Here is a 19,808-nt window from a genome sequence, read left to right as displayed (position 1 = left end):
CAACACATTGGAGCAGCTGTGAGCATTGAGCGCACCCTCGTCCTGATCAAGCCCGACGGCGTCGCCCGCAACCTGTCCGGCGCCATCCTGAGCCGGATCGAAGCCAAGGGCTACACCCTGGCCGAGCTCAAGAAAGTCGATGCGAACCGCGAGCTGCTCGAGCAGCACTACGAGGAGCACGTCGGCAAGCCGTTCTACGAGCCGCTGGTTGAGTTCATGCTCAGCGGCCCGGTGGTCGCCGCAATCTTCGAGGGCCACCGCGTGATTGAGGGCTTCCGTATCCTCGCCGGGACCACGGACCCGACGACGGCGGCGCCCGGCACCATCCGCGGCGACTTCGGCCGCGACTGGGGCCTGAAGGTACAGCAGAACCTGGTCCACGGCTCGGATTCGGTGGAATCCGCCGAGCGCGAGATCAAGATCTGGTTCTAGGAATTTCCTGGACCCTCGCCTCACCGAGGTGACAGATAAGGCCAATGTTCACGCTGAACATTGGCCTTAACTGTTATCTCGCGGCGTTCGGGAGTGCTTAGTAGCCGGAGGTCCCGATGAAGACCTGGATGAAGGCGAAGAAGATTGTCGCGATGACGGCGACGTACAACAGCGCCGTGATGATCCAGCCCGAGTCGCCGATCACCTTGGTGGGACCGGCGGGCAACGCGATCACCCCGTGGGAGATGTTGCGGACGCTCACCCAGACGAACAACGGGATCATCACGGCCCAGACGATCATGCAGAACGGGCAGAGGATGTGGATGGCGTACAGGGCCTGGGACCAGAGCCAGATAACGAACGCGAAGCCCAGCGTCACGCCCGCCTGCAGCCCCAGCCAGTACCACCGGGCGAATCTTGCGCCGGCCAGGATGCCCATGGCCGTGGTGATGATCACGGCGAAAGCCACGATGCCGATGAACATGTTCGGGAAGCCGAACACAGAACTCTGCGGCGTCTGCATGACCTGGCCGCAGGAGATCCACGGGTTCACGTCGCAGACCGTGACGTGGTTGGGGTCCTTCAGGACCTCCAGCTTCTCCAGCACCAGGGCGCCGGAAGCGAGCCAGCCAACGACGCCGGTGATCAGCAGGAGCCAGGCGAACGGGCGGTCGCGGGTCATCGTGGGAAGGGAGCGGTCCGCGGGCGCCGGGCCGGAACCCGGGTGCTGTACGGTCGCGTCACCGGCAGTGCTGGAGATGCTGGGCATGGAATATGAGTCCTTTGATCGTCTTGACCGTGTTCTGCTGGCCCGATTCTAACGCCGCAGGCTGGGCAGCGGCGGAGAACGGCCCCTGCCGCCCTGCCCAGCCGCTCCGAAAGCACTTCAGGCCCCGCCTACGCCAGCTTTGGCGGCTCCTGTGAGACAATGATCGTGGCTGGAACCCGATCCACATCCGGATTCCGGTCCGGCGATTTTGTTTCAAGACCGCCAATGATGAGCAGGGAGCTGCGGATCCTCTGATTCCAGCTGTCCCGCAATGCCATTGGACGGCACCTGGTTGTGGCGTGTAGGTCAACGGGTTCCAAAACAATCTCGCCGGCCCTCCAGGGCTGCCGCACCCCACTGCCGGTGCGAACCTGAGGGTATCCAATTGACTTCTGTCAATGCCTGCGGGTGTTGACGCATATTTGCCCCAACGGGCGCCGAATGTGGCGGCGCATCAGGGGCAGGAGTGTCGCCACAGATGGATAATGACCAGGTTGTAGCCGGTAACGAAGAACTAGTAGCCGCCGGGGAAGCAGAAGCAACTGCGGAAGCGGAAGCTCCGGCAGCGCCGAAGAGGGCCGTCCGGACCCGCCGGAAGGCGCCCGTCGCAAAGGTCAACGCCGCGGCCGCCGCGGAGGCCGTGGCTGAAGCCGCGGTGCTGGCCGAAGCGGCCGGCTCGGATGAGCCCGTCGCCGCGCGCCGCAAAGCAGCCGACGCCGAAACCGCCGTACCCGAAACTGCTGCCCCCGAAACTGCTGTAAAGGCGCCCGCACGGCGCACCCGTGCCCGCAAGCCTGTTGCCGCCCCGGAACCGTTGCCTGCCTTCGCTGAAGAGCCCGAAGCCAACGCGCCTGCCGCGGCAGAGGCTCCCGAGGCGGCCGCTGCTTCCGACGACGCCGCCGTCACGGAGACGGCCACAGAGAAGGTCGCAGAGACGGCCCCAGAGAAGCCGGTCCGGCGCCGCGCCAGCCGTGCCAAGGCCGCACCGAAAGCCGAAGACGTACCCGCAGTAGCGGTCCCGGCCGAAGAAGCCGAGCCGGCAGAAGCCGCCACGGCGGCCGAACCTGCGCAAGCCCCCGCCGCGGCCCAGCCCGAAGAGCCGGAAGCCCTGCCCGAGGAAAGCCCGGCCACGTCGCTGTTCATGGAACCGGGTGCCCTCACTTCCGTGATCTTCCAGGCCCCCGACCTCAGCACCGTGGTGCGCCCGGTCCCCGTTGCCGCAGCAGCAGCGGAGCCCGAGGAGGAAGAAGGCGACGAGGACGAGGACGCCGGCAGCCGCCGTCGACGCCGCAGCCGTGGCCGGCGCGGGCGCACCCGTACGTCCGCCGAGTCCGACACCGAGTCCGAAGGCGCCGAGGACGAGGGCGACGAAGGTTCCGAGGCAACCCTTGAGGATGGCGTGACGTCGCGCCGCCGCCGCCGCCGTCGCCGCGGCGACCAGGACCTGGAACTGACCGGTGGGGAAGGCGACGATCCGCCCAACACGGTGACCCGCGTCCGTGCGCCGCGGGCCATGGCCGAGGCGCCGGTCAACAACCGCGTCACGTCCGTCAAGGGCTCCACCCGCCTGGAAGCCAAGAAGCAGCGACGCCGCGAATCCCGCGACACCGGCCGCCGCCGCACCGTCATCACCGAGGCCGAGTTCCTGGCCCGCCGCGAGTCCGTGGACCGCCAGATGATCGTCCGCCAGCGCGACGACAGAATCCAGATCGGGGTCCTCGAAGACGGCGTCCTGGCCGAACACTTTGTGTCCAAGACCCAGCAGGATTCCCTGATCGGCAACGTCTACCTGGGCAAGGTCCAGAACGTGCTGCCGTCCATGGAAGCCGCATTCGTGGACATCGGCCGCGGCCGCAACGCCGTGCTCTACGCCGGCGAAGTGAACTGGGAGTCCGTCAACCTCGAAGGCAAACAGCGCAGGATCGAGAACGCGCTGAAGTCCGGCGACTCCGTGCTGGTCCAGGTCACCAAGGACCCGGTCGGCCACAAGGGGGCCCGCCTCACCAGCCAGATCTCGCTGCCCGGCCGCTACCTTGTGTACGTGCCCGGCGGCTCCATGACCGGCATCTCCCGCAAGCTGCCCGACGTCGAGCGCAACCGCCTCAAGCGGATCCTCAAGGACCGCCTGCCTGAGGACGCGGGCGTCATTGTCCGCACCGCGGCCGAGGGTGCCTCCGAGGAAGAGCTGACGCACGACATCAACCGGCTCCGCGCGCAGTGGGAGGGCATCGAGAGCCAGTCGACGTCGACCAAAATCCTCGCCCCCGAGCTGCTCTACGGCGAACCTGACCTGACCATCAAGGTGGTCCGCGACGTCTTCAACGAGGACTTCTCCAAGCTGATCGTCTCCGGCGAGGAAGCCTGGGACACCATCGAGGCCTATGTCACCTACGTGGCACCGGACCTCGTGGGCCGGCTCGAGAAGTGGACCAAGGACACGGACATCTTCGCTGCCTGGCGCATCGACGAGCAGATCCACAAGGCCCTGGACCGGAAGGTCTTCCTGCCCTCCGGCGGTTCCCTCGTGATCGACCGCACCGAAGCCATGACCGTGGTGGACGTCAACACCGGCAAGTTCACCGGCTCCGGCGGCAACCTCGAGGAAACCGTCACCAAGAACAACCTGGAAGCGGCCGAGGAAGTCGTCCGGCAGCTGCGCCTGCGCGACATTGGCGGCATCATCGTGATCGACTTCATCGACATGGTGCTCGAATCCAACCGCGACCTCGTGCTGCGCCGCATGGTGGAGTGCCTGGGCCGGGACCGGACCAAGCACCAGGTGGCCGAGGTGACCTCGCTGGGCCTCGTGCAGATGACCCGCAAGCGGATGGGCACCGGGCTGCTGGAAGTCTTCGGCGAACAGTGCGAAACCTGCGCGGGCCGCGGCATCGTCACCCACGACGAACCGGTGGAACACCGCCGCGCCAACACGGTTGCCGCGGAGCACTATGTGCCGCGCGCCGAGGCGCAGCCTGCTGCCCGCACGGAGCGCAAGAGCCGTCGCCGCGGCAGGGGAGGCCAGGGCCCGGAGACGGCGCCGGCCGCACCCGCAGCCGTCCACGTCGAGCCCACCGAGGCCGAACGCCACGCCAAGGCTGAAGCCACCCGGGCCGCGCTGGCCAACATCGCCGCCGCGGCGCACGCCGCGCACCTGCACGACGGGGAGGCAGCCGCTGCCAGCGACGCCGGGGCCCGTAAGGCCGCCGTCGACGCCGTCACGCAGCTCGCGGCCGCCGAAGAGGCAGCCGGACGTCCCGCGACCGTGCTGACGTTTGGCGGTGAGCAGGTGGCCCTGCCGTTCGTGGAGCACGCCGAGGACACGCCGGAACCGGCCCTGACCCTGGACCTGCTGACCGAGGCCTTCGCCAACCTGGGCGACGCCGAGGCCGGCAAGCCGGCCGGGATGGACGCCGTCCAGGCCCCGCCCTCCGCGGCTTCCGCGGCACCGGAGGCGCCCGCAGCCGTGCGCACTGCGCAGGCGCCGGCTTCGCGGACAGCGGACACCACGGCTCGTGGCCGCCGCGGGCGCCGCAACCGGAGCGCCAGCCGCGCCCAGGGCGCTGCGAACGAGACCTCCGTGGAGCATCGCGAGGCGACGCGGCCGGCCGCGGCCGGATCGGTTCACGAGGCCAAGGCACCCGCCGCGGCCAGGCCGGCGTCCATCCCGGCCGGCAACGAGCCGATCATCCTCGGCGTGGGCGTACCGGCGTCGGAGCTGTAGTCCGCCGCGACTGATCGCTTCCCCGACCGGTCCCTTCGACTGGTTGGACTGCGGGACCGGGCCGGAGCGGGCGTAACAATACGTCCGCTCCGGCCCGGTCCCGCTCCTGCGTTAACGGGGCAGCCCGGTGGCAACGGCTAGGCTGGAACACTGACACGGGGTGCCGCGCATCAGCCGGCTGAGATCCAGACCCGTTGAACCTGTCCGGTTAGCACCGGCGAAGGGATGTCTGACTTGTCCGCGAGATCGAATCAGTCCGAGTTTCTGCCCAGCGATTGTCAGACGGCAGGGCCGTCCCCGTCCGTGCCGTCCCCGTCCGTGCCGTCCCCGTCCGCACCCCCGCGCATTCCCCGCGTGCTGGCCATCGCCGGCTCCGACCCCTCCGGCGGGGCCGGGATCCAGGCCGACCTGAAGAGCATTGCAGCGAACGGCGGCTACGGCATGGCCGCCATCACGGCCCTGACGGCCCAAAACACCCAGGGCGTGCGCGCCGTCCACGTGCCCCCGGCCGCGTTCCTCACGGCCCAGCTGGACGCCATCAGCGACGACATCGGCATCGACGCCGTCAAGATCGGCATGCTCGGCGACGCCGCGGTGATCGACGCCGTCCGCAGCTGGCTGGAAAAGGTGAGCCCCGACGTCGTCGTCCTGGACCCGGTGATGGTCGCCACCAGCGGCGACCGGCTCCTGCAGGAATCGGCCGAGGCCGCCCTGCAGGCCCTCCTGCCGCTGGCGGACCTCATCACGCCGAACCTCGCCGAACTCGCCATCCTGCTCAAAGAGCCCGCCGCGGCCGACTGGGCTGAGGCCTTGGCGCAGGGCAAACGACTGGCGGCCCTGACCGGCACCACCGTGCTGGTCAAAGGCGGGCACCTCAAGGACGGACACTCCCAGGGCGGCCAGCCCGGGGACGGACCCGTCGACGGCGGCGATGCCGCGGAGGGCGGGAACGGCGCGGGCGCCGGCTGCCCGGATGCATTGGTGAACACCGGGGGCCTGCTCGGCCGGGAAACGGTGGTGGTGCCGGGGGAGCGGATCGCCACGCGCAACAGCCACGGCACCGGCTGCTCCTTGTCCTCGGCCATGGCCACCGTGCAGGCCCGGGTGGGGGACTGGGAAGCGGCGTTGCGGGAGGTCAAGCCGTGGCTGCTGGGCGCGCTCCGCGAAGCCGCGGCCCTGGACGTCGGCTCCGGCAACGGTCCGGTCCATCACTTCCACCACATGCAGCAAACTGGCGATGTGCACGCCCTCAAAGACGACCAACGCGGCCAGGGCAGCCTCGACGGCCACGGTCCGGCGGAGGGCGAGTTCGCCGCTGCCTTGCGCGCAGGGGCCGCGGGCGATCTTGACGCCATCTACGCCCTGGACTTCATCCGCGGGCTGGCCGACGGGACCTTGCCCGAGCACGAGTTCGCGTACTACCTCGCCCAGGACGCCATCTACCTCAACGGCTACTCCCGGGTCCTGGCCCGTGCCGCCGCGATCGCCCCCACCGAGGCGGAGCAGCTGTTCTGGGCCCGTTCCGCACAGACCTGCCTGGAGGTCGAATCAGAGCTGCACCGTTCCTGGCTCAGCACCCGCCCCACTGCCCCCAACCTGGGCCCGGTGACGAAGTCGTACGTGGACCACTTGCTGGCCGCCTCGGTGGCCGGCAGCTACGCGATCCTCGTCGCGGCGGCGCTCCCATGCTTCTGGCTCTACGCCGAGGTCGGGGCCACCCTGCACCGGGAATTCCTTGCCGGCGGCGCCCCCGTGGCACACCCCTACGCCGACTGGCTGCGGACGTACGCCGATGAGGACTTCGCCGCCGCGACCCGGCAGGCCATCGCGTACACGGACACGGCGGCCAGACGGGCATCCGGGAGCGAGCGGGAGGCCATGGCCCTGGCTTTCCGGCAGTCATCGGGCTACGAAGTGGCCTTCTTCGACGCGCCGCGGCTGTACGCCTGACACGACCTGGCCCGCACAGCCGGTACGATGGTGGGGCACGGTTCCGGAAGTCGTTGCGGCAGCACAGCATCAAGACGGTCGAGATCACGGTCAAGAACATTGACACGGTCTTTGCTTCAAGACGTTGTGGCGCCTATCACGGACTACCAGCCGGAACCAGCCTCATTTGCGGCCGAAGGCAAAATTAGCGTATTCTAGATCTTCGGTGCTTACGCCAACACTTGGGTTATGACCCTGAGAACAGCCTGCTTGGAATTCCAAGTGGATTTGTTCCGGGGATAGCTCATGGGTTCCCCCGGGGAATCCACCGGCGTTGAGGCACAGCGTGAGCCGGTCCAAACAATTTGGCCCCAGGTTCCGCACGCAAATCTAGTAATAAACGTCGAGAGAAGTGAGTTCCCCAGTGGTGTACGCGATTGTCCGCGCAGGCGGCCGCCAAGAGAAGGTTTCCGTTGGAGACTTCGTTACCCTGAACCGCGTCCCCGGTGGAGCCGGCAGCACCTTTGAGTTGCCCGCACTGCTCCTGGTGGACGGTGACAAAGTCACGTCTGCTGCTGCGGACCTGGCCAAGGTAACGGTTACGGCTGAGATCCTCGAAGACCTTCGTGGTCCGAAGATCGTCATCCAGAAGTTCAAGAACAAGACCGGTTACAAGAAGCGTCAGGGCCACCGTCAGGAACTGACCAAGGTCAAGATCACCGGTATCAAGTAACTCTTCGTTACTGTTCAGGTTCCAGCAGATTCCCCAGAATTTTTTGAAGGCAGGCATTCCAAATGGCACATAAAAAAGGCGCGAGTTCCACTCGCAACGGTCGTGACTCCAACGCCCAGTACCTCGGCGTCAAGCGCTTCGGTGGCCAGGTAGTTTCCGCAGGCGAGATCATCGTCCGCCAGCGCGGCACCCACTTCCACCCGGGCGCCGGCGTCGGCCGCGGCGGGGACGACACCCTGTTCGCCCTGACCCCCGGTGCTGTCGAATTCGGCACCCGCCGTGGTCGCCGCGTTGTGAACATCGTGGCTGCTGCAGCTGCAGAGTAACAAAACGTTCTAAATCGGTGGGGCGGGCCATTAGGTCCGCTCCACCGGTGTTTTAACCGCATTACAATCATCTTGGGCCCCTTTGTGGGTCCGGGGAACAGCACTGAGGAGATCCACGTGGCGAGCTTTGTAGACCGGGTAGTACTGCACGTATCCGGCGGTACCGGCGGCCACGGCTGTGTCTCCGTTCACCGCGAGAAGTTCAAGCCCCTCGGCGGTCCCGACGGCGGCAACGGCGGCAACGGCGGCGACGTCATCCTGCGCGTCGATCTCCAGACCACCACCTTGCTCGACTACCACCACGCACCCCACCGGCACGCCACCAACGGCGGCCCCGGCATGGGCGACTGGCGCGGCGGCAAGAACGGCGAAACCCTGATCCTTCCGGTGCCCGTAGGTACCGTGGTGAAGTCCAAGTCCGGTGAGGTCCTCGCCGACCTCGTGGGCGAAGGCGACGAATACATCGCCGCCGCCGGCGGCATTGGCGGCCTCGGCAACGCCTCGCTGTCCTCCCAGAAGCGCCGCGCGCCCGGCTTCGCGCTGCTCGGCATCGAGGGTGAATCCAGCGACGTCGTCCTGGAGCTGAAGTCCATCGCTGACATCGCCCTCGTCGGCTTCCCCTCGGCCGGCAAGTCCAGCCTGATCGCCGCCATGTCGGCCGCGCGGCCCAAGATCGCCGACTACCCTTTCACCACCCTCATCCCGAACCTGGGCGTCGTCCAGGCCGGTGAGGTCCGCTTCACCATTGCCGACGTCCCCGGCCTGATCGAGGGCGCCAGCGAGGGCAAGGGCCTCGGCCACCACTTCCTTCGCCACGTCGAGCGCTGCGCAGCCCTCGTGCACGTACTGGACTGCGGCACGCTCGAATCGGACCGCGATCCGCTCTCCGACCTCGCCATCATCGAGGCCGAGCTGGAGAAGTACGCCGTGGACATGAGCTACAGCGGGTCCGACGGCGAAGTGGTTCCGCTGAACCACCGCCCCCGCCTGGTGGCCCTGAACAAGGTGGACCTGCCCGACGGCAAGGACATGGCCGAGTTCGTCCGCCCCGAACTGGAATCCCGCGGCTACAAAGTCTTCGAAATCTCCGCGACGAGCCACGAGGGCCTCCGCCAGCTCGGCTTCGCCATGGCCGAAATCGTCCAGGCCGCCCGCGACGCCGTCGCCGCGACCCCGCCGAAGGTGCAGGCCCCCGTGCTGCGCCCCCGCGCCGTCAACGAGACCGGCTTCACGATCCGCCGCGAAGAGAAGAACCTCGAGCCGCTCTTCCGCGTCCTCGGCGACAAGCCCGTGCGCTGGGTCAAGCAGACCGACTTCACCAATGAGGAAGCGATCGGGTACCTCGCGGACCGCCTGGCCAAGCTCGGCGTCGAAAATGAACTCTTCAAGCAGGGCGCCACACCGGGCGACACTGTGGTCATCGGCGAGGACGACGGCGTCGTCTTCGACTGGGAACCGACCATGATGGCCGGCGCCGAACTCCTCGCCTCACCGCGCGGCACCGACGTGCGCTTCGCCGACATCGGCGACCGCCCGACGCGTGGCCAGAAGCGCGACGAACAGCAGGAGCGGCGCGACGCGAAGGCCGCCGCCCGTGCGGAGCTCGAAGCCGAACGCAAGGCCGGCATCTGGACCGAGTCCGTCAGCGGACGCCGCGCGCGGCAGCCGCTCAAGGAGAGTGGACTGGGCGCAACAGATGACGAGTAAGACCGTCGTCGAGCACCGGTCGCAGCCCCTCAAGGCCCACACCCTCAGCGCCCCGGACCGCAGTGCGCTGTCCGGGGCCCGCCGGATCGTCGTCAAGGTGGGCTCGTCCTCGCTGACGTCCATCAAGGGCGGGATCTCCGAAGAGGCCCTGACCGGCCTCGCCGACGCCTTGGCGCACCAGCGCAACGCCGGCACCGAGATCATCCTGGTGTCCTCGGGCGCGATCGCAGCCGGCCTCGCCCCGCTGGGACTCGAGAAGCGCCCCCGCGACCTCGCCACCCAGCAGGCCGCTGCCAGCGTGGGCCAGGGCCTGCTGATGGCCCGGTACACCCACGCCTTCGGCGCGCACGGCGTCACCGTCAGCCAGGTGCTGCTGACCGCGGATGACCTCATGCGCCGCAGCCAGCACACCAACGCGTTCCGCGCGCTGAACCGGCTCCTGAACCTCGGCGTCGTCCCGGTGGTCAACGAAAACGACACCGTGGCCACCCACGAAATCCGCTTTGGCGACAACGACCGGCTCGCCGCCCTGGTGGCCCACCTGGTCCGCGCCGACGCACTCCTGCTGCTCTCCGACGTCGACTCCCTGTACGACGGCCCGCCGTCGCACGGCGCCAAACGGATTGCGCACGTCTCCGGCCCGCACGACCTCGACGGTGTCTCGATCGGCAGCACCGGCAAGGCCGGCGTGGGCACAGGCGGCATGGCCACCAAGGTCGAAGCCGCCAGCATGGCCGCCGGTTCCGGCATCCACGCCTTGGTCACGTCCACGCCGAATGCGGCTGCGGCACTGGCCGGCGAGGACGTGGGCACGTGGTTCTCCGTCAATGGCGCGCGCAAGCCGATCCGGCTCCTGTGGCTGGCCCACCTGGCCACCGTGCACGGCACCCTGGTGCTCGACGACGGCGCGGTCAAGGCCGTCCGCGACCGCCGCACCTCGCTGCTGCCTGCCGGGATCGCCGCGGTGAAAGGCCACTTCGAGGCCGGCGACGCCGTGGAGATGGTGTCTGTCGACAACACCGTGATTGCGCGCGGGCTGGTCAACTATTCCGCCGCCGAGCTGCCCCAAATGCTGGGCCGCTCCACGCGGGAATTGGGCAAGGCGCTGGGCCGCGGATATGACCGCGAAGTTGTTCATGTTGACGACCTGGTGCTGGTCTAGGTCCACTGGACGCCTAAACTGGAAGCATGACTGAGGCCCTGACTTCCGCCGCCGTGCCCGCCGCCGTGTCTGACGTGCCTGCCGGCACCGTTCCCGCCGGCACTGCCGTACCCACCCAGGGTTTCGGCGCGGCGCCGGATCCGGCAGGGACGCCGGCCACGGCAACGGACATCGAAGCTGCCGTCCACGCGATCGCTGACCGCTCGCGCCACGCTGCCCGCAAGATGGCGCACGCCAACCGGGCCTGGAAGGACCGGGGCCTGCGCGCCATCGGCAAGGCGCTGGTGGAACACAAACACCAGATCCTGGCCGCCAACGCCAAAGATGTCGCGGCAGGCCGGGCCGCCGGCACGAGCGCCGCCCTGCTGGACCGCCTGACGCTGACCGAATCACGCATCACGGCCCTCGCCGCGGCGCTGGAAAACCTCGCCACGCTGCCCGATCCCGTTGGAAACGTCGTGCGTGGCCAGACCCTCCCCAACGGGCTGCGCCTGCGCCAGATCAACGTACCCATGGGTGTGGTGGCCGCGATCTATGAGGCCCGCCCGAATGTCACGGTCGACATTGCCGGACTGGCCCTTAAGAGCGGCAACGCCGTCATCCTGCGCGGCGGGTCCGCCGCTGCCGCCACCAACGCCGCCCTGATCACCATCCTCCGGGATGCGCTGGAATCGGTGGGCCTGCCCGCCGACGCCGTCCAGACTGTGGACCAGTACGGCCGCGACGGCGCCAACGCCCTCATGCGGGCGCGCGGCCGGGTGGACGTGCTCATTCCCCGCGGCGGCCGCGAGCTGATCCAGGCCGTTGTGACGAACTCGTCCGTACCGGTCATCGAGACCGGTGAGGGCAATGTCCACATTTACCTGGACGCTTCCGCCGGCGAGGAAATGGCCGTCGACATCCTCCTCAACGCCAAGACCCAGCGGCCCAGCGTCTGCAACACGGTCGAAACGCTCCTGGTGCACTCCAAGTCAACCGTCCTTCCCGCCGTCGCTTCGGCATTGCGGGCAGCCGGGGTCACCCTGCACGTGGACCAGCGCATCCGCGCCGCACTGCCGGCCTCGATCCAGACGGTGCCTGCCACGGAGGAAGACTGGGCCACCGAATACATGAACCTGGACCTGGCAGTGGCCATGGTGGACAGCCTGGACGAGGCCGTCAGGCACATCCGGAAGTGGACCACCGGCCACACCGAAGCGATCCTGACCAACGACCTCGCCAACGCCGAGCGCTTCATCGCCGAGGTCGATTCGGCCGCCGTGATCGTGAACGCCTCCACCCGCTTCACCGACGGCGGCGAGCTCGGCCTCGGCGCCGAGGTGGGGATTTCCACCCAAAAACTGCATGCCCGCGGCCCCATGGGACTGACGGAACTGACCACCACGAAGTGGATCGTGCAGGGCGAGGGCCAGGTCCGGGGCTAACAACGCTGTAACATGGAACGGAAGACCGGAACGGCGGACACCTCCGCCGTCGTCAAATTTTGAACTCACTAGGGGAGAACATGCTGTCGCAGCAGATCGCCACTTTCGTCGCCGCCGTCGGCGAATCGGGCCACGAGGAACTCGCACCGCTCATCGCACCGCCGTTTGTCATTGGCGGCTCCCTGTTCGTGATTCTGGTCGTCTTGCTGTTGATCACGCTGTCCTACTCCAACCTGGGCAGGCGCCACGTGGCTGTCGAGGAGCACTCGGATCCGCACCGCCAGCACCCGAACAAGCACGATCACAGCCAAGGTCACTAATATTTCCGCCACCATGAGGCAGCGCGGCGCCCAGCGCCGCCTGCGTCTGGGTGTGATGGGCGGCACGTTCGATCCCATCCACCACGGACACCTTGTCGCGGCCAGTGAGGTCGCGGCCAAGTTCGACCTCGACGAAGTCGTGTTTGTGCCCACCGGCCAGCCCTGGCAGAAGATGGCCAAGAAAGTCAGCGAAGCCGAGCACCGGTATCTCATGACAGTCATCGCCACGGCCTCGAACCCCCGCTTCACCGTCAGCCGGGTGGACGTGGACCGTCCGGGACCGACTTACACGATCGACACCCTGCGTGACCTGCACACCCTGCGACCGGACGCCGACCTGTTCTTCATCACCGGCGCGGACGCCCTGGCCCAGATTTTGTCCTGGAAAGACATCGATGAACTCTGGTCCCTCGCTCACTTCGTGGGCGTAACCCGGCCTGGCCACGTTTTGGACGGCATGGGCCGCAAAGACGTCAGCCTCCTGGAGGTCCCGGCCATGGCCATCTCCTCCACGGACTGCCGCACGAGGGTGGCCGAAGGCAATCCGGTCTGGTACCTCGTGCCGGACGGGGTGGTCCAGTACATCGCCAAGTACGGCCTGTACCACGCCAGCACCGACTCAGTCCGCCCCGATTCCGAACACGCTGAGGCCACCAACGCCGGCAACGGCGCGGCAGGGGTCGACCCCGCACAGCACGATCCCACCTTCGAGATAACCCAACCAGCCAGCACTGAATGAGTTTGCCATGAGTCAGGAACAGCCTCCCATCCGCAGCCGCCGCGAAATGCGACAGGCCAGAGATGAACGTCTGGACACTCAGGGACCGGGCGAACCGACCGAGGCCGAAATCACCGGCCGGAGCCGTCGCGTTGCCGACGCTCCCGTGGACTCTGTGCGTGGCGGTGCCGAACGGTCCTCTCAGGTCCGGGCACGGGACCGTGCCGCCTTGCGGACCATCAAGGAACTGGCTGAGAAAGAAGGCCAGCTGGCGCAGGGAGGGCCGCCCACCCGGCGCCAGCTGCGGCTTTTGGAGCTGGCGACCGAAACCGCCCCGGCCACCCAGGCCAACACCATCGTCCCGGTGTCGCCGCGGACCCGGGCCACCCCCGTGGTTTCCCCCGCTCAGAAGGACGCTGCCCCAAAGGATGCCGCCCAGAAGGGCGCGGTTCCGGCTGTGTCAGCATCCCCGGCTCCCAATGCTCCCGCGCCGGACAGCGCCGGACCCGGCCGGCAGACGCCCGAGGGGATGACCGTGGAGCAGGCGCTAGCCGCGCGCGAACTCCTCGCGGAGCAGGCCAAGAACCAAGTGGCCAAGATGGAGCACATCGCGGCCACGGATCCCGACGCCGTTGATCCGGCCGTCCTGGCCGAGCAGATCGCCCTGGCTGAGCGCGCCGCGATACTGAACCGCCGTGCCGCCGCCAAGCAGAAGCTCGCGGAACAAAACAGCCAGCCGGCGGTGCCCCGCAACGATCCGACCACGGCCAACAACCTGGCAATGGTCACGCCCTTGGAATTTGAGAAGGTTCCCGGCGTGGAGCGGCCCGTCATGAAGCGCCCTGCCACGTCGTATGTTCCGGTTGTCACCAACCCGGGTCCCCGGGTGGACGCGCCACGGAAACCCGGCGCGCGGCGTCCGGGCGTGTCCCGCCAGCGGCCCGCAGGCCCGGCTGGCAGCCGGGCAGGCGTCCTGGCCCGCGCAGAAGAAGCCGCCAAGGCCGGAACGGCGCGGCCGGCAAGCGCCGCGGCGAATTCCGCGGGGGAGACGGACGAGCGGTTGGTGGGCGGGGAGCCCGTGGCCGCGAATTCGGCCTACGGACTGGAACCCCTGGATGCCGCTACCGCCGGGCTGGGCCGGGCGCGGCGCCTCCGTCTGCTCCAGCTCGGCGTCCTGGCCCTGGGGATCGTCGCCCTCATCGCCGGCATCACCCTGATCGTCACCGGTCTGGCCCGCTAGGCCGGGGGCCCGTCCAATGGCACCCCACTAAGAACGGCACCGCGGCTGTTCTGCTGTTTCCCGCCGCAGCGTTCGCCCGACGGCCACCCAAGTTCAGCTTTTGACCCCACAGTTTTCATTCCAAGCATTTTTCTTCACCATAAATTTCATCACTACAAGGAGTCCCGTGTCTGCAACCGATTCATCCATCATTACCGCCCGCCACGCAGCCCGCGCTGCCTCGGAGAAGCTTGCCGAGGACATCGTGGCCCTGGACGTCAGCGAACGGTTGGCCCTGGCCGACGTGTTCCTGATCGCCTCGGCCCCGAGCGAACGCCAGGTCAATGCGATCGTGGACGGCATCGAGGACGAGCTCGCCAAGTTTGACCAGAAGCCCGTCCGCCGCGAGGGCCGCTCCGGCGGTCGCTGGGTCCTGCTGGACTACTCCAACGTCGTCATCCACGTCCAGCACGAGGAAGACCGCATTTTCTACGCCCTCGAGCGCCTGTGGAAGGACTGCCCCGTCGTCGATCTGCAGCTGGGCGAGGACGCCTCCGCCAAGGCAGCCGCCGCCACGGACACGGAGTAGCAACCCGCGCACCGGCCACGCCCATTGGGGCGAATATGCCCGATTTGGAATTTTCCGAAGGGCTGGTCTAAGATATTTGAGTTGCTTCGGAGAGATCCGGACAAAGAACCGGAACTTTGCGCGTCAGCAGGCGTGCTCGGAGCAGCGAAAATTCGGGGCTGTGGCGCAGCTGGTAGCGCACCTGCATGGCATGCAGGGGGTCAGGGGTTCGAGTCCCCTCAGCTCCACCGGATAATCCGCCGGAATCGAAAGATTCCGGCGGATTTTTTTCTGCCCGGATCCAGGGTGCGGGGCTGCTCCAGGGCGTGCCGGGCGAGCAAATTCACGGGCCGGGGTGCCGATTAGCGCGAACGCGATTTGTGGTTTAAGCTAATCAGGTTGCTTCAGGGAAGATAAGAACTTCCAAGGCAAATGAGGGGCTGTGGCGCAGCTGGTAGCGCACCTGCATGGCATGCAGGGGGTCAGGGGTTCGAGTCCCCTCAGCTCCACCAACCAAGGGAACCACCGTCAGACGGTGGTTCCCTTTTTCGTACCCCCCGCAGGTGTGCAGCCGGTCAGAAAGCGCGTCCGTCAAGACCGGACGTCACAAACTGTCATTTAAGCTCTCCACCCTGAGCTGGACCTTGCTATCGTCGCTAGGAGACGGCCGCCATGCGGCCAGCTGGAAGGCCATTTCCGGCTCCACGACTAAGGACCATCATGAAGCGCACACGACTTTCCGTTATCGGCCTCATTGCAGCAGCTGGACTCGCCCTGGCTGGCTGCGGCTCGGCGTCCACCACTCCGGCCAGCTCGGCGCCGGCCGCCGGTGCGGACACCTCCCTCAGCGACGTCAAGAGCTCGGGCGTGCTCAAGGTCGGCACGGAAGGCACCTACAGGCCGTTCACGTTCCACGCCAACGGCAGCGGTGAACTGACGGGCTACGACGTCGAGATCATGAACGCCGTCGCCGAGAAGCTGGGCGTCAAGCCGGCCTACCAGGAGACGCAGTTCGACGCCATCTTCGCCGGCCTCGACGCCAAACGGTTCGACGTCGTCGCCAACCAGGTTTCCATCACGGACGAGCGCAAGGCCAAGTACGATTTCTCCACGCCCTACACGGTGAGCACCGGCGTCGTCGTCACCAAATCGGACAACAACAGCATCAATTCCTTCGAGGACCTGAACGGCAAGACCACGGCGCAGTCGTTGACGAGCAACTGGTACAAACTGGCGCAGCAGAGCGGTGCGAACGTCGAGGCCGTGGAGGGATGGGCGCAGGCGATCACGCTGCTCAAGCAGGGCCGCGTCGATGCGACCATCAACGACAAGCTGACGTATCTGGACTACCAGAAGACCGACAACGACACCGCCATCAAGGTTGCCGCCGAGACCACTGACAAGTCGCTGAGCGCCTTCGCCCTGCGCAAGGGATCGACCAGCCTGACCGACGCCATCAACAAGGCCCTCGGCGAGCTGGCGGCCGACGGCACCCTGACGAAGATCTCCCAGAAGTACTTCGACGCCGACGTCACGAAGTAGCCCTGTGACAGCCGCCGAGAAACGCCGCGTCCGGGTATGAGCATCAACTGGGAACTCGTGTGGTCATCGCTGGGCCCCCTCCTGTCGGGTGCAATCTTTGGCACTATTCCCTTGGCGCTGGCGTCGTTCAGCCTGGGCCTCCTACTGGCCCTGGTAGTTGCCCTCATGCGGCTGAGCCGCAACCGGCTCATCTCCGCGGTGGCGAGGATCTACATCTCCGTCATCCGCGGAACCCCGCTCCTGGTCCAGCTGTTCGTCATTTTCTACGGGCTCCCGTCCGTCGGAATCACCATCAGCCCCTGGCCCAGCGCCATCATCGCGTTCTCCCTGAACGTCGGCGGCTATGCCGCGGAGGTCATCCGGGCGGCCATCCTGTCCGTTCCCAAGGGCCAGTGGGAGGCCGGCCACACCATCGGAATGTCGCGCCACCAGACACTGGTGCGGATCATCCTGCCGCAGGCGGCGCGGGTCTCGGTCCCGCCGCTGTCCAACACCTTCATCAGCCTGGTCAAGGACACCTCGCTGGCGTCGCTGATCCTCGTCACCGAACTGTTCCGCGTGGCGCAGCAGGTGGCGGCTTTCAGCCAGGAGTTCATGCTGCTGTATCTGGAGGCGGCCGTGATCTACTGGATCATCTGCCTCGTCCTCGCCAGCGGACAGTCCGCCCTGGAGAAGAGATTGGACCGCTATGTCGCCCACTGAACCGCTTCCCCCGGAACCGCTTGAACCGCCGCCCCCTGGGAATACGCTTCCGGACGCCGCTGTCCCGGTGGACGCCCTGCTGACCGTCACGGGCCTGCGCAAGGCGTTCGGCCACCATGTTGTGCTGAAATCCATCGACCTTGAAGTCCGCCGCGGCGAAGTGGTTACGTTGATCGGGCCGTCCGGGTCGGGCAAGACGACAGTGCTCCGGTGCCTGAACGGCCTCGAAATGCCCGACGCCGGCGTTGCCGAGTTCGCGGGGCAACTGACCGTCGACTTTTCCACTCCGGTGGCGAAGAAGCAGGTGCTCGCCTTACGGGACCGCAGCGCCATGGTGTTCCAGCACTACAACCTCTTCCCGCACAAGACCGTCTTGGAGAACGTGATCGAGGGCCCGGTCCAGGTGCAGAAGCGGCCCAAGGCTGAGGCGATCCAGGAGGCACGGGAACTGCTGGAGCGCGTCGGCCTGGCCGGCAAGGAGAACAGCTATCCGTTCGAGCTCTCCGGCGGCCAGCAGCAGCGTGTCGGGATTGTGCGTGCCCTCGCCCTGCGCCCGCAGCTGCTGCTCTTCGACGAGCCGACCTCGGCGCTGGACCCCGAACTCGTGGGCGAGGTGCTGACCGTCATCAAGGAACTCGCGGACGAAGGCTGGACCATGGTGGTGGTCACCCACGAGCTCGCGTTCGCCCGCCAGGTGGCCGACGAAGTCATCTTCATGGACGGCGGCGTGGTGGTCGAGCGCGGCCACCCCGACACCGTCCTGCGGGACCCGCGGGAGGAACGCACGCGGCAGTTCGTGGATCGCCTGCTGAACCCGTTCTGAGGCAACCAGCCAGCGGCGGCCAATAGCGGCCAGCAAAGCGGCGACCCAAAGCGGCGACTAAACTTGGACGCGTGAACGATACCCTGCCCCCGTGCCCCGAATGCTCCAGCGAATACACCTATGAAATGGGGGCGCTCCTGGTCTGCCCGGAGTGCGCGCACGAATGGTCCGCGTCCGCGGAAACTGACACAGACGCCGGCGGCGCCGCCCCTGCCGACGCCGTCGTCAAGGACGCGGTGGGCAACGTCCTCGCCGACGGCGACACCGTCACAGTGGTCAAGGACCTGAAAATCAAGGGCAGCTCCACGGTCATCAAGGTCGGCACTAAGGTCCGCGGTATCCGTCTGGTCAACGGTGTGGGCGACCACGACATCGACTGCAAGGTGGACGGCGTGGGCCCCATGCAGCTCAAGTCCAGCGTCGTCAAAAAGATCTGACCGGGGCCGGAGCGTGACTGTGGAGACGGCGCGCCGGGCCGACGTCGTCGTGGTCGGCGCCGGGCAGGCGGGGCTGTCGGCGGCCTACCACCTTCAGCGCCGCGGCTTCATCCCGGCCGGCCCTGCCGGGGCCGGCACGGGGCAGACCGCGGCAGAAGGACCAGCAGCGGCGGAGGCCCCGCCTGCGGGGACGTATGTCGTGCTCGACGCCGAGGACGGGCCCGGCGGCGCCTGGCGGCACCGCTGGAAGAGCCTGCTCATGGCCACGGTGAACGGCATCAGCGACCTCCCGGGAATCCCACAGCCCGACGTGGATCCCGCCGAGGCCAGCTCCAGTTTCCTCACCCGCTATTTCGGCGGGTACGAACACGACCTCGGCCTCGCGATCGAGCGGCCCGTTAAAGTGCACTCGGTGACCCGGGAAGACGCTGATCCCGCCGGACGGTTGACCATCACCACTTCCAGCGGCGGGTTCTCTGCCCGCGCCGTGATCAACGCGACCGGCACCTGGACCCGGCCGTTCTGGCCCATCTATCCGGGCAAGGCCAGCTTCCGCGGCCGGCAATTGCACGTTGCCGACTACGTTTCCGCCGGCGAATTCCGCGGCCAGCATGTCATCGTGGTCGGCGGCGGGATCTCGGCTGTCGGGCTGCTCGATGAAATCTCCAAGTTCACCAGCACCACGTGGTTCACGCGCCGGGTACCTCTCTGGCGCGAGGCCGCCTTCGACCGGCAGGCGGGCCACGACGCCGTCGCCCTCGTTGAGGAGCGGGTGCGCCAGGGCCTCCCGCCGCAGAGCGTCGTCTCCGTGACGGGCCTGATCTGGACCCCGGCCCTGCGCGCCGCCGCGGCGCGCGGCGTCCTTGACCGGCACCCCATGTTCACCGCGATCGAGCCCGACGGCGTGCGGATGGCTGACGGCAGCTTCCTGGCCGCCGGGGTAATCCTGTGGGCCACGGGATTCCGGGCCGAACTCGAACACCTCGCCCCGTTGCACCTGCGCGGACCTGGCGGCGGCATCGCGATGGACGGCACCCAGGTCGCGGCCGAGCCGCGGGTCCACCTCGTCGGCTACGGGCCGTCCTCGTCCACGATAGGCGCCAACCGTGCCGGCCGGGCCGCCGTGGCGGGCATCGTCACACTGCTGGCCCGGACCGGTATAACGTAAAACGTAAAACGTAAAACGTAAAACACTGCAGTGCAGTACCCAGGGCCCTCGTACCGGGTCCCGGCACCCCAGCCAAATTCCCAAGCCCAAGTAGAAACGGCGGCACAA

General features: G+C 67.5%; 18 protein-coding genes, 2 tRNA genes and 1 riboswitch. Of the genes, 19 read left to right on the top strand and 1 reads right to left on the bottom strand.

Going from position 1 to position 19,808, the window contains the following annotated elements; translation table 11 throughout:
- The first annotated feature begins 18 nt into the window (after window positions 1–18).
- Window positions 19–432 (top strand): nucleoside-diphosphate kinase, encoded by a 414-nt coding sequence (ndk, locus tag MRBLAR12_RS04795; RefSeq protein WP_090578496.1) that lies wholly within the window; start codon window positions 19–21, stop codon window positions 430–432.
- A gap of 97 nt (window positions 433–529) precedes the next feature.
- Here the strand turns inward: ndk and MRBLAR12_RS04790 are convergent, their stop codons facing one another.
- Complete coding sequence (locus tag MRBLAR12_RS04790; RefSeq protein ID WP_229993371.1) at window positions 530–1,201, bottom strand: vitamin K epoxide reductase family protein; 672 nt, start codon at window positions 1,199–1,201, stop codon at window positions 530–532.
- 478 nt (window positions 1,202–1,679) lie between these two features.
- On the opposite strand from MRBLAR12_RS04790, the gene MRBLAR12_RS04785 reads away from it, so the two are divergent.
- The 18 genes from MRBLAR12_RS04785 to MRBLAR12_RS04700 all read left to right on the top strand — a co-directional run bounded on the left by MRBLAR12_RS04785 (window position 1,680) and on the right by MRBLAR12_RS04700 (window position 19,700).
- Entirely contained in the window at window positions 1,680–4,922 is a 3,243-nt protein-coding gene (locus MRBLAR12_RS04785; RefSeq protein ID WP_364743953.1) for an Rne/Rng family ribonuclease, read from the top strand.
- A gap of 146 nt (window positions 4,923–5,068) precedes the next feature.
- Window positions 5,069–5,165, top strand: a riboswitch (TPP riboswitch).
- Complete coding sequence (locus tag MRBLAR12_RS04780; protein ID WP_364743950.1) at window positions 5,148–6,872, top strand: bifunctional hydroxymethylpyrimidine kinase/phosphomethylpyrimidine kinase; 1,725 nt, start codon at window positions 5,148–5,150, stop codon at window positions 6,870–6,872. (Overlaps the previous riboswitch by 18 nt.)
- Before the next feature lie 403 nt (window positions 6,873–7,275).
- The gene (rplU, locus tag MRBLAR12_RS04775; protein WP_018773353.1) at window positions 7,276–7,584 is read left to right on the top strand and encodes a 50S ribosomal protein L21; all 309 of its coding nucleotides are present in this window, start codon (window positions 7,276–7,278) and stop codon (window positions 7,582–7,584) included.
- A 62-nt stretch (window positions 7,585–7,646) separates the two neighbouring features.
- On the top strand, window positions 7,647–7,910 hold the full coding sequence (gene rpmA / locus MRBLAR12_RS04770; protein WP_009372867.1) for a 50S ribosomal protein L27: 264 nt from the start codon (window positions 7,647–7,649) through the stop codon (window positions 7,908–7,910).
- Between the two features lie 117 nt (window positions 7,911–8,027).
- The gene (gene obgE, locus MRBLAR12_RS04765) at window positions 8,028–9,617 is read left to right on the top strand and encodes a GTPase ObgE (protein WP_229993369.1); all 1,590 of its coding nucleotides are present in this window, start codon (window positions 8,028–8,030) and stop codon (window positions 9,615–9,617) included.
- Window positions 9,607–10,779 carry a glutamate 5-kinase gene (proB, locus tag MRBLAR12_RS04760; protein ID WP_229993368.1) on the top strand — a complete coding sequence of 391 codons (1,173 nt, stop codon included), beginning with the start codon at window positions 9,607–9,609 and terminating at the stop codon, window positions 10,777–10,779. The genes obgE and proB overlap by 11 nt, the downstream gene beginning before the upstream one ends.
- A gap of 26 nt (window positions 10,780–10,805) precedes the next feature.
- On the top strand, window positions 10,806–12,203 hold the full coding sequence (locus MRBLAR12_RS04755; RefSeq protein ID WP_229993367.1) for a glutamate-5-semialdehyde dehydrogenase: 1,398 nt from the start codon (window positions 10,806–10,808) through the stop codon (window positions 12,201–12,203).
- 80 nt (window positions 12,204–12,283) lie between these two features.
- Window positions 12,284–12,523 (top strand): hypothetical protein, encoded by a 240-nt coding sequence (locus MRBLAR12_RS04750; protein ID WP_229993366.1) that lies wholly within the window; start codon window positions 12,284–12,286, stop codon window positions 12,521–12,523.
- 55 nt (window positions 12,524–12,578) lie between these two features.
- A complete protein-coding gene (nadD, locus tag MRBLAR12_RS04745) occupies window positions 12,579–13,262 on the top strand; it encodes a nicotinate-nucleotide adenylyltransferase (RefSeq protein WP_229993396.1) in 684 nt (227 codons plus the stop codon).
- Between the two features lie 7 nt (window positions 13,263–13,269).
- A complete protein-coding gene (locus MRBLAR12_RS04740; RefSeq protein ID WP_229993365.1) occupies window positions 13,270–14,481 on the top strand; it encodes a hypothetical protein in 1,212 nt (403 codons plus the stop codon).
- A 166-nt stretch (window positions 14,482–14,647) separates the two neighbouring features.
- A complete protein-coding gene (gene rsfS / locus MRBLAR12_RS04735; RefSeq protein WP_364743944.1) occupies window positions 14,648–15,049 on the top strand; it encodes a ribosome silencing factor in 402 nt (133 codons plus the stop codon).
- A 154-nt stretch (window positions 15,050–15,203) separates the two neighbouring features.
- A tRNA-Ala gene (locus MRBLAR12_RS04730) sits at window positions 15,204–15,276 on the top strand.
- A 188-nt stretch (window positions 15,277–15,464) separates the two neighbouring features.
- Window positions 15,465–15,540, top strand: a tRNA-Ala gene (locus tag MRBLAR12_RS04725).
- Window positions 15,541–15,748: 208 nt separating this feature from the next.
- Entirely contained in the window at window positions 15,749–16,570 is an 822-nt protein-coding gene (locus MRBLAR12_RS04720) for an amino acid ABC transporter substrate-binding protein (protein ID WP_229993363.1), read from the top strand.
- Window positions 16,571–16,606: 36 nt separating this feature from the next.
- Window positions 16,607–17,272 (top strand): amino acid ABC transporter permease, encoded by a 666-nt coding sequence (locus MRBLAR12_RS04715; RefSeq protein WP_229993362.1) that lies wholly within the window; start codon window positions 16,607–16,609, stop codon window positions 17,270–17,272.
- Window positions 17,259–18,095, top strand: a complete 837-nt coding sequence (locus MRBLAR12_RS04710; RefSeq protein WP_290369346.1) for an amino acid ABC transporter ATP-binding protein — start codon at window positions 17,259–17,261, stop codon at window positions 18,093–18,095. Before MRBLAR12_RS04715 ends, MRBLAR12_RS04710 begins: the two co-directional genes overlap by 14 nt.
- Window positions 18,096–18,166: 71 nt before the next feature.
- Window positions 18,167–18,532, top strand: coding sequence for a zinc ribbon domain-containing protein YjdM (locus tag MRBLAR12_RS04705; protein WP_229993361.1), 366 nt, complete (start codon window positions 18,167–18,169; stop codon window positions 18,530–18,532).
- Window positions 18,533–18,545: 13 nt separating this feature from the next.
- Window positions 18,546–19,700 carry an NAD(P)-binding domain-containing protein gene (locus tag MRBLAR12_RS04700; protein ID WP_364743938.1) on the top strand — a complete coding sequence of 385 codons (1,155 nt, stop codon included), beginning with the start codon at window positions 18,546–18,548 and terminating at the stop codon, window positions 19,698–19,700.
- Window positions 19,701–19,808: the final 108 nt, after the last annotated feature.

The organism is Arthrobacter sp. LAR12-1-1.1, from assembly GCF_040676555.1.
GTDB lineage: Bacteria > Actinomycetota > Actinomycetes > Actinomycetales > Micrococcaceae > Arthrobacter.
This window is presented reverse-complemented; position numbering and strand designations above follow the sequence as displayed.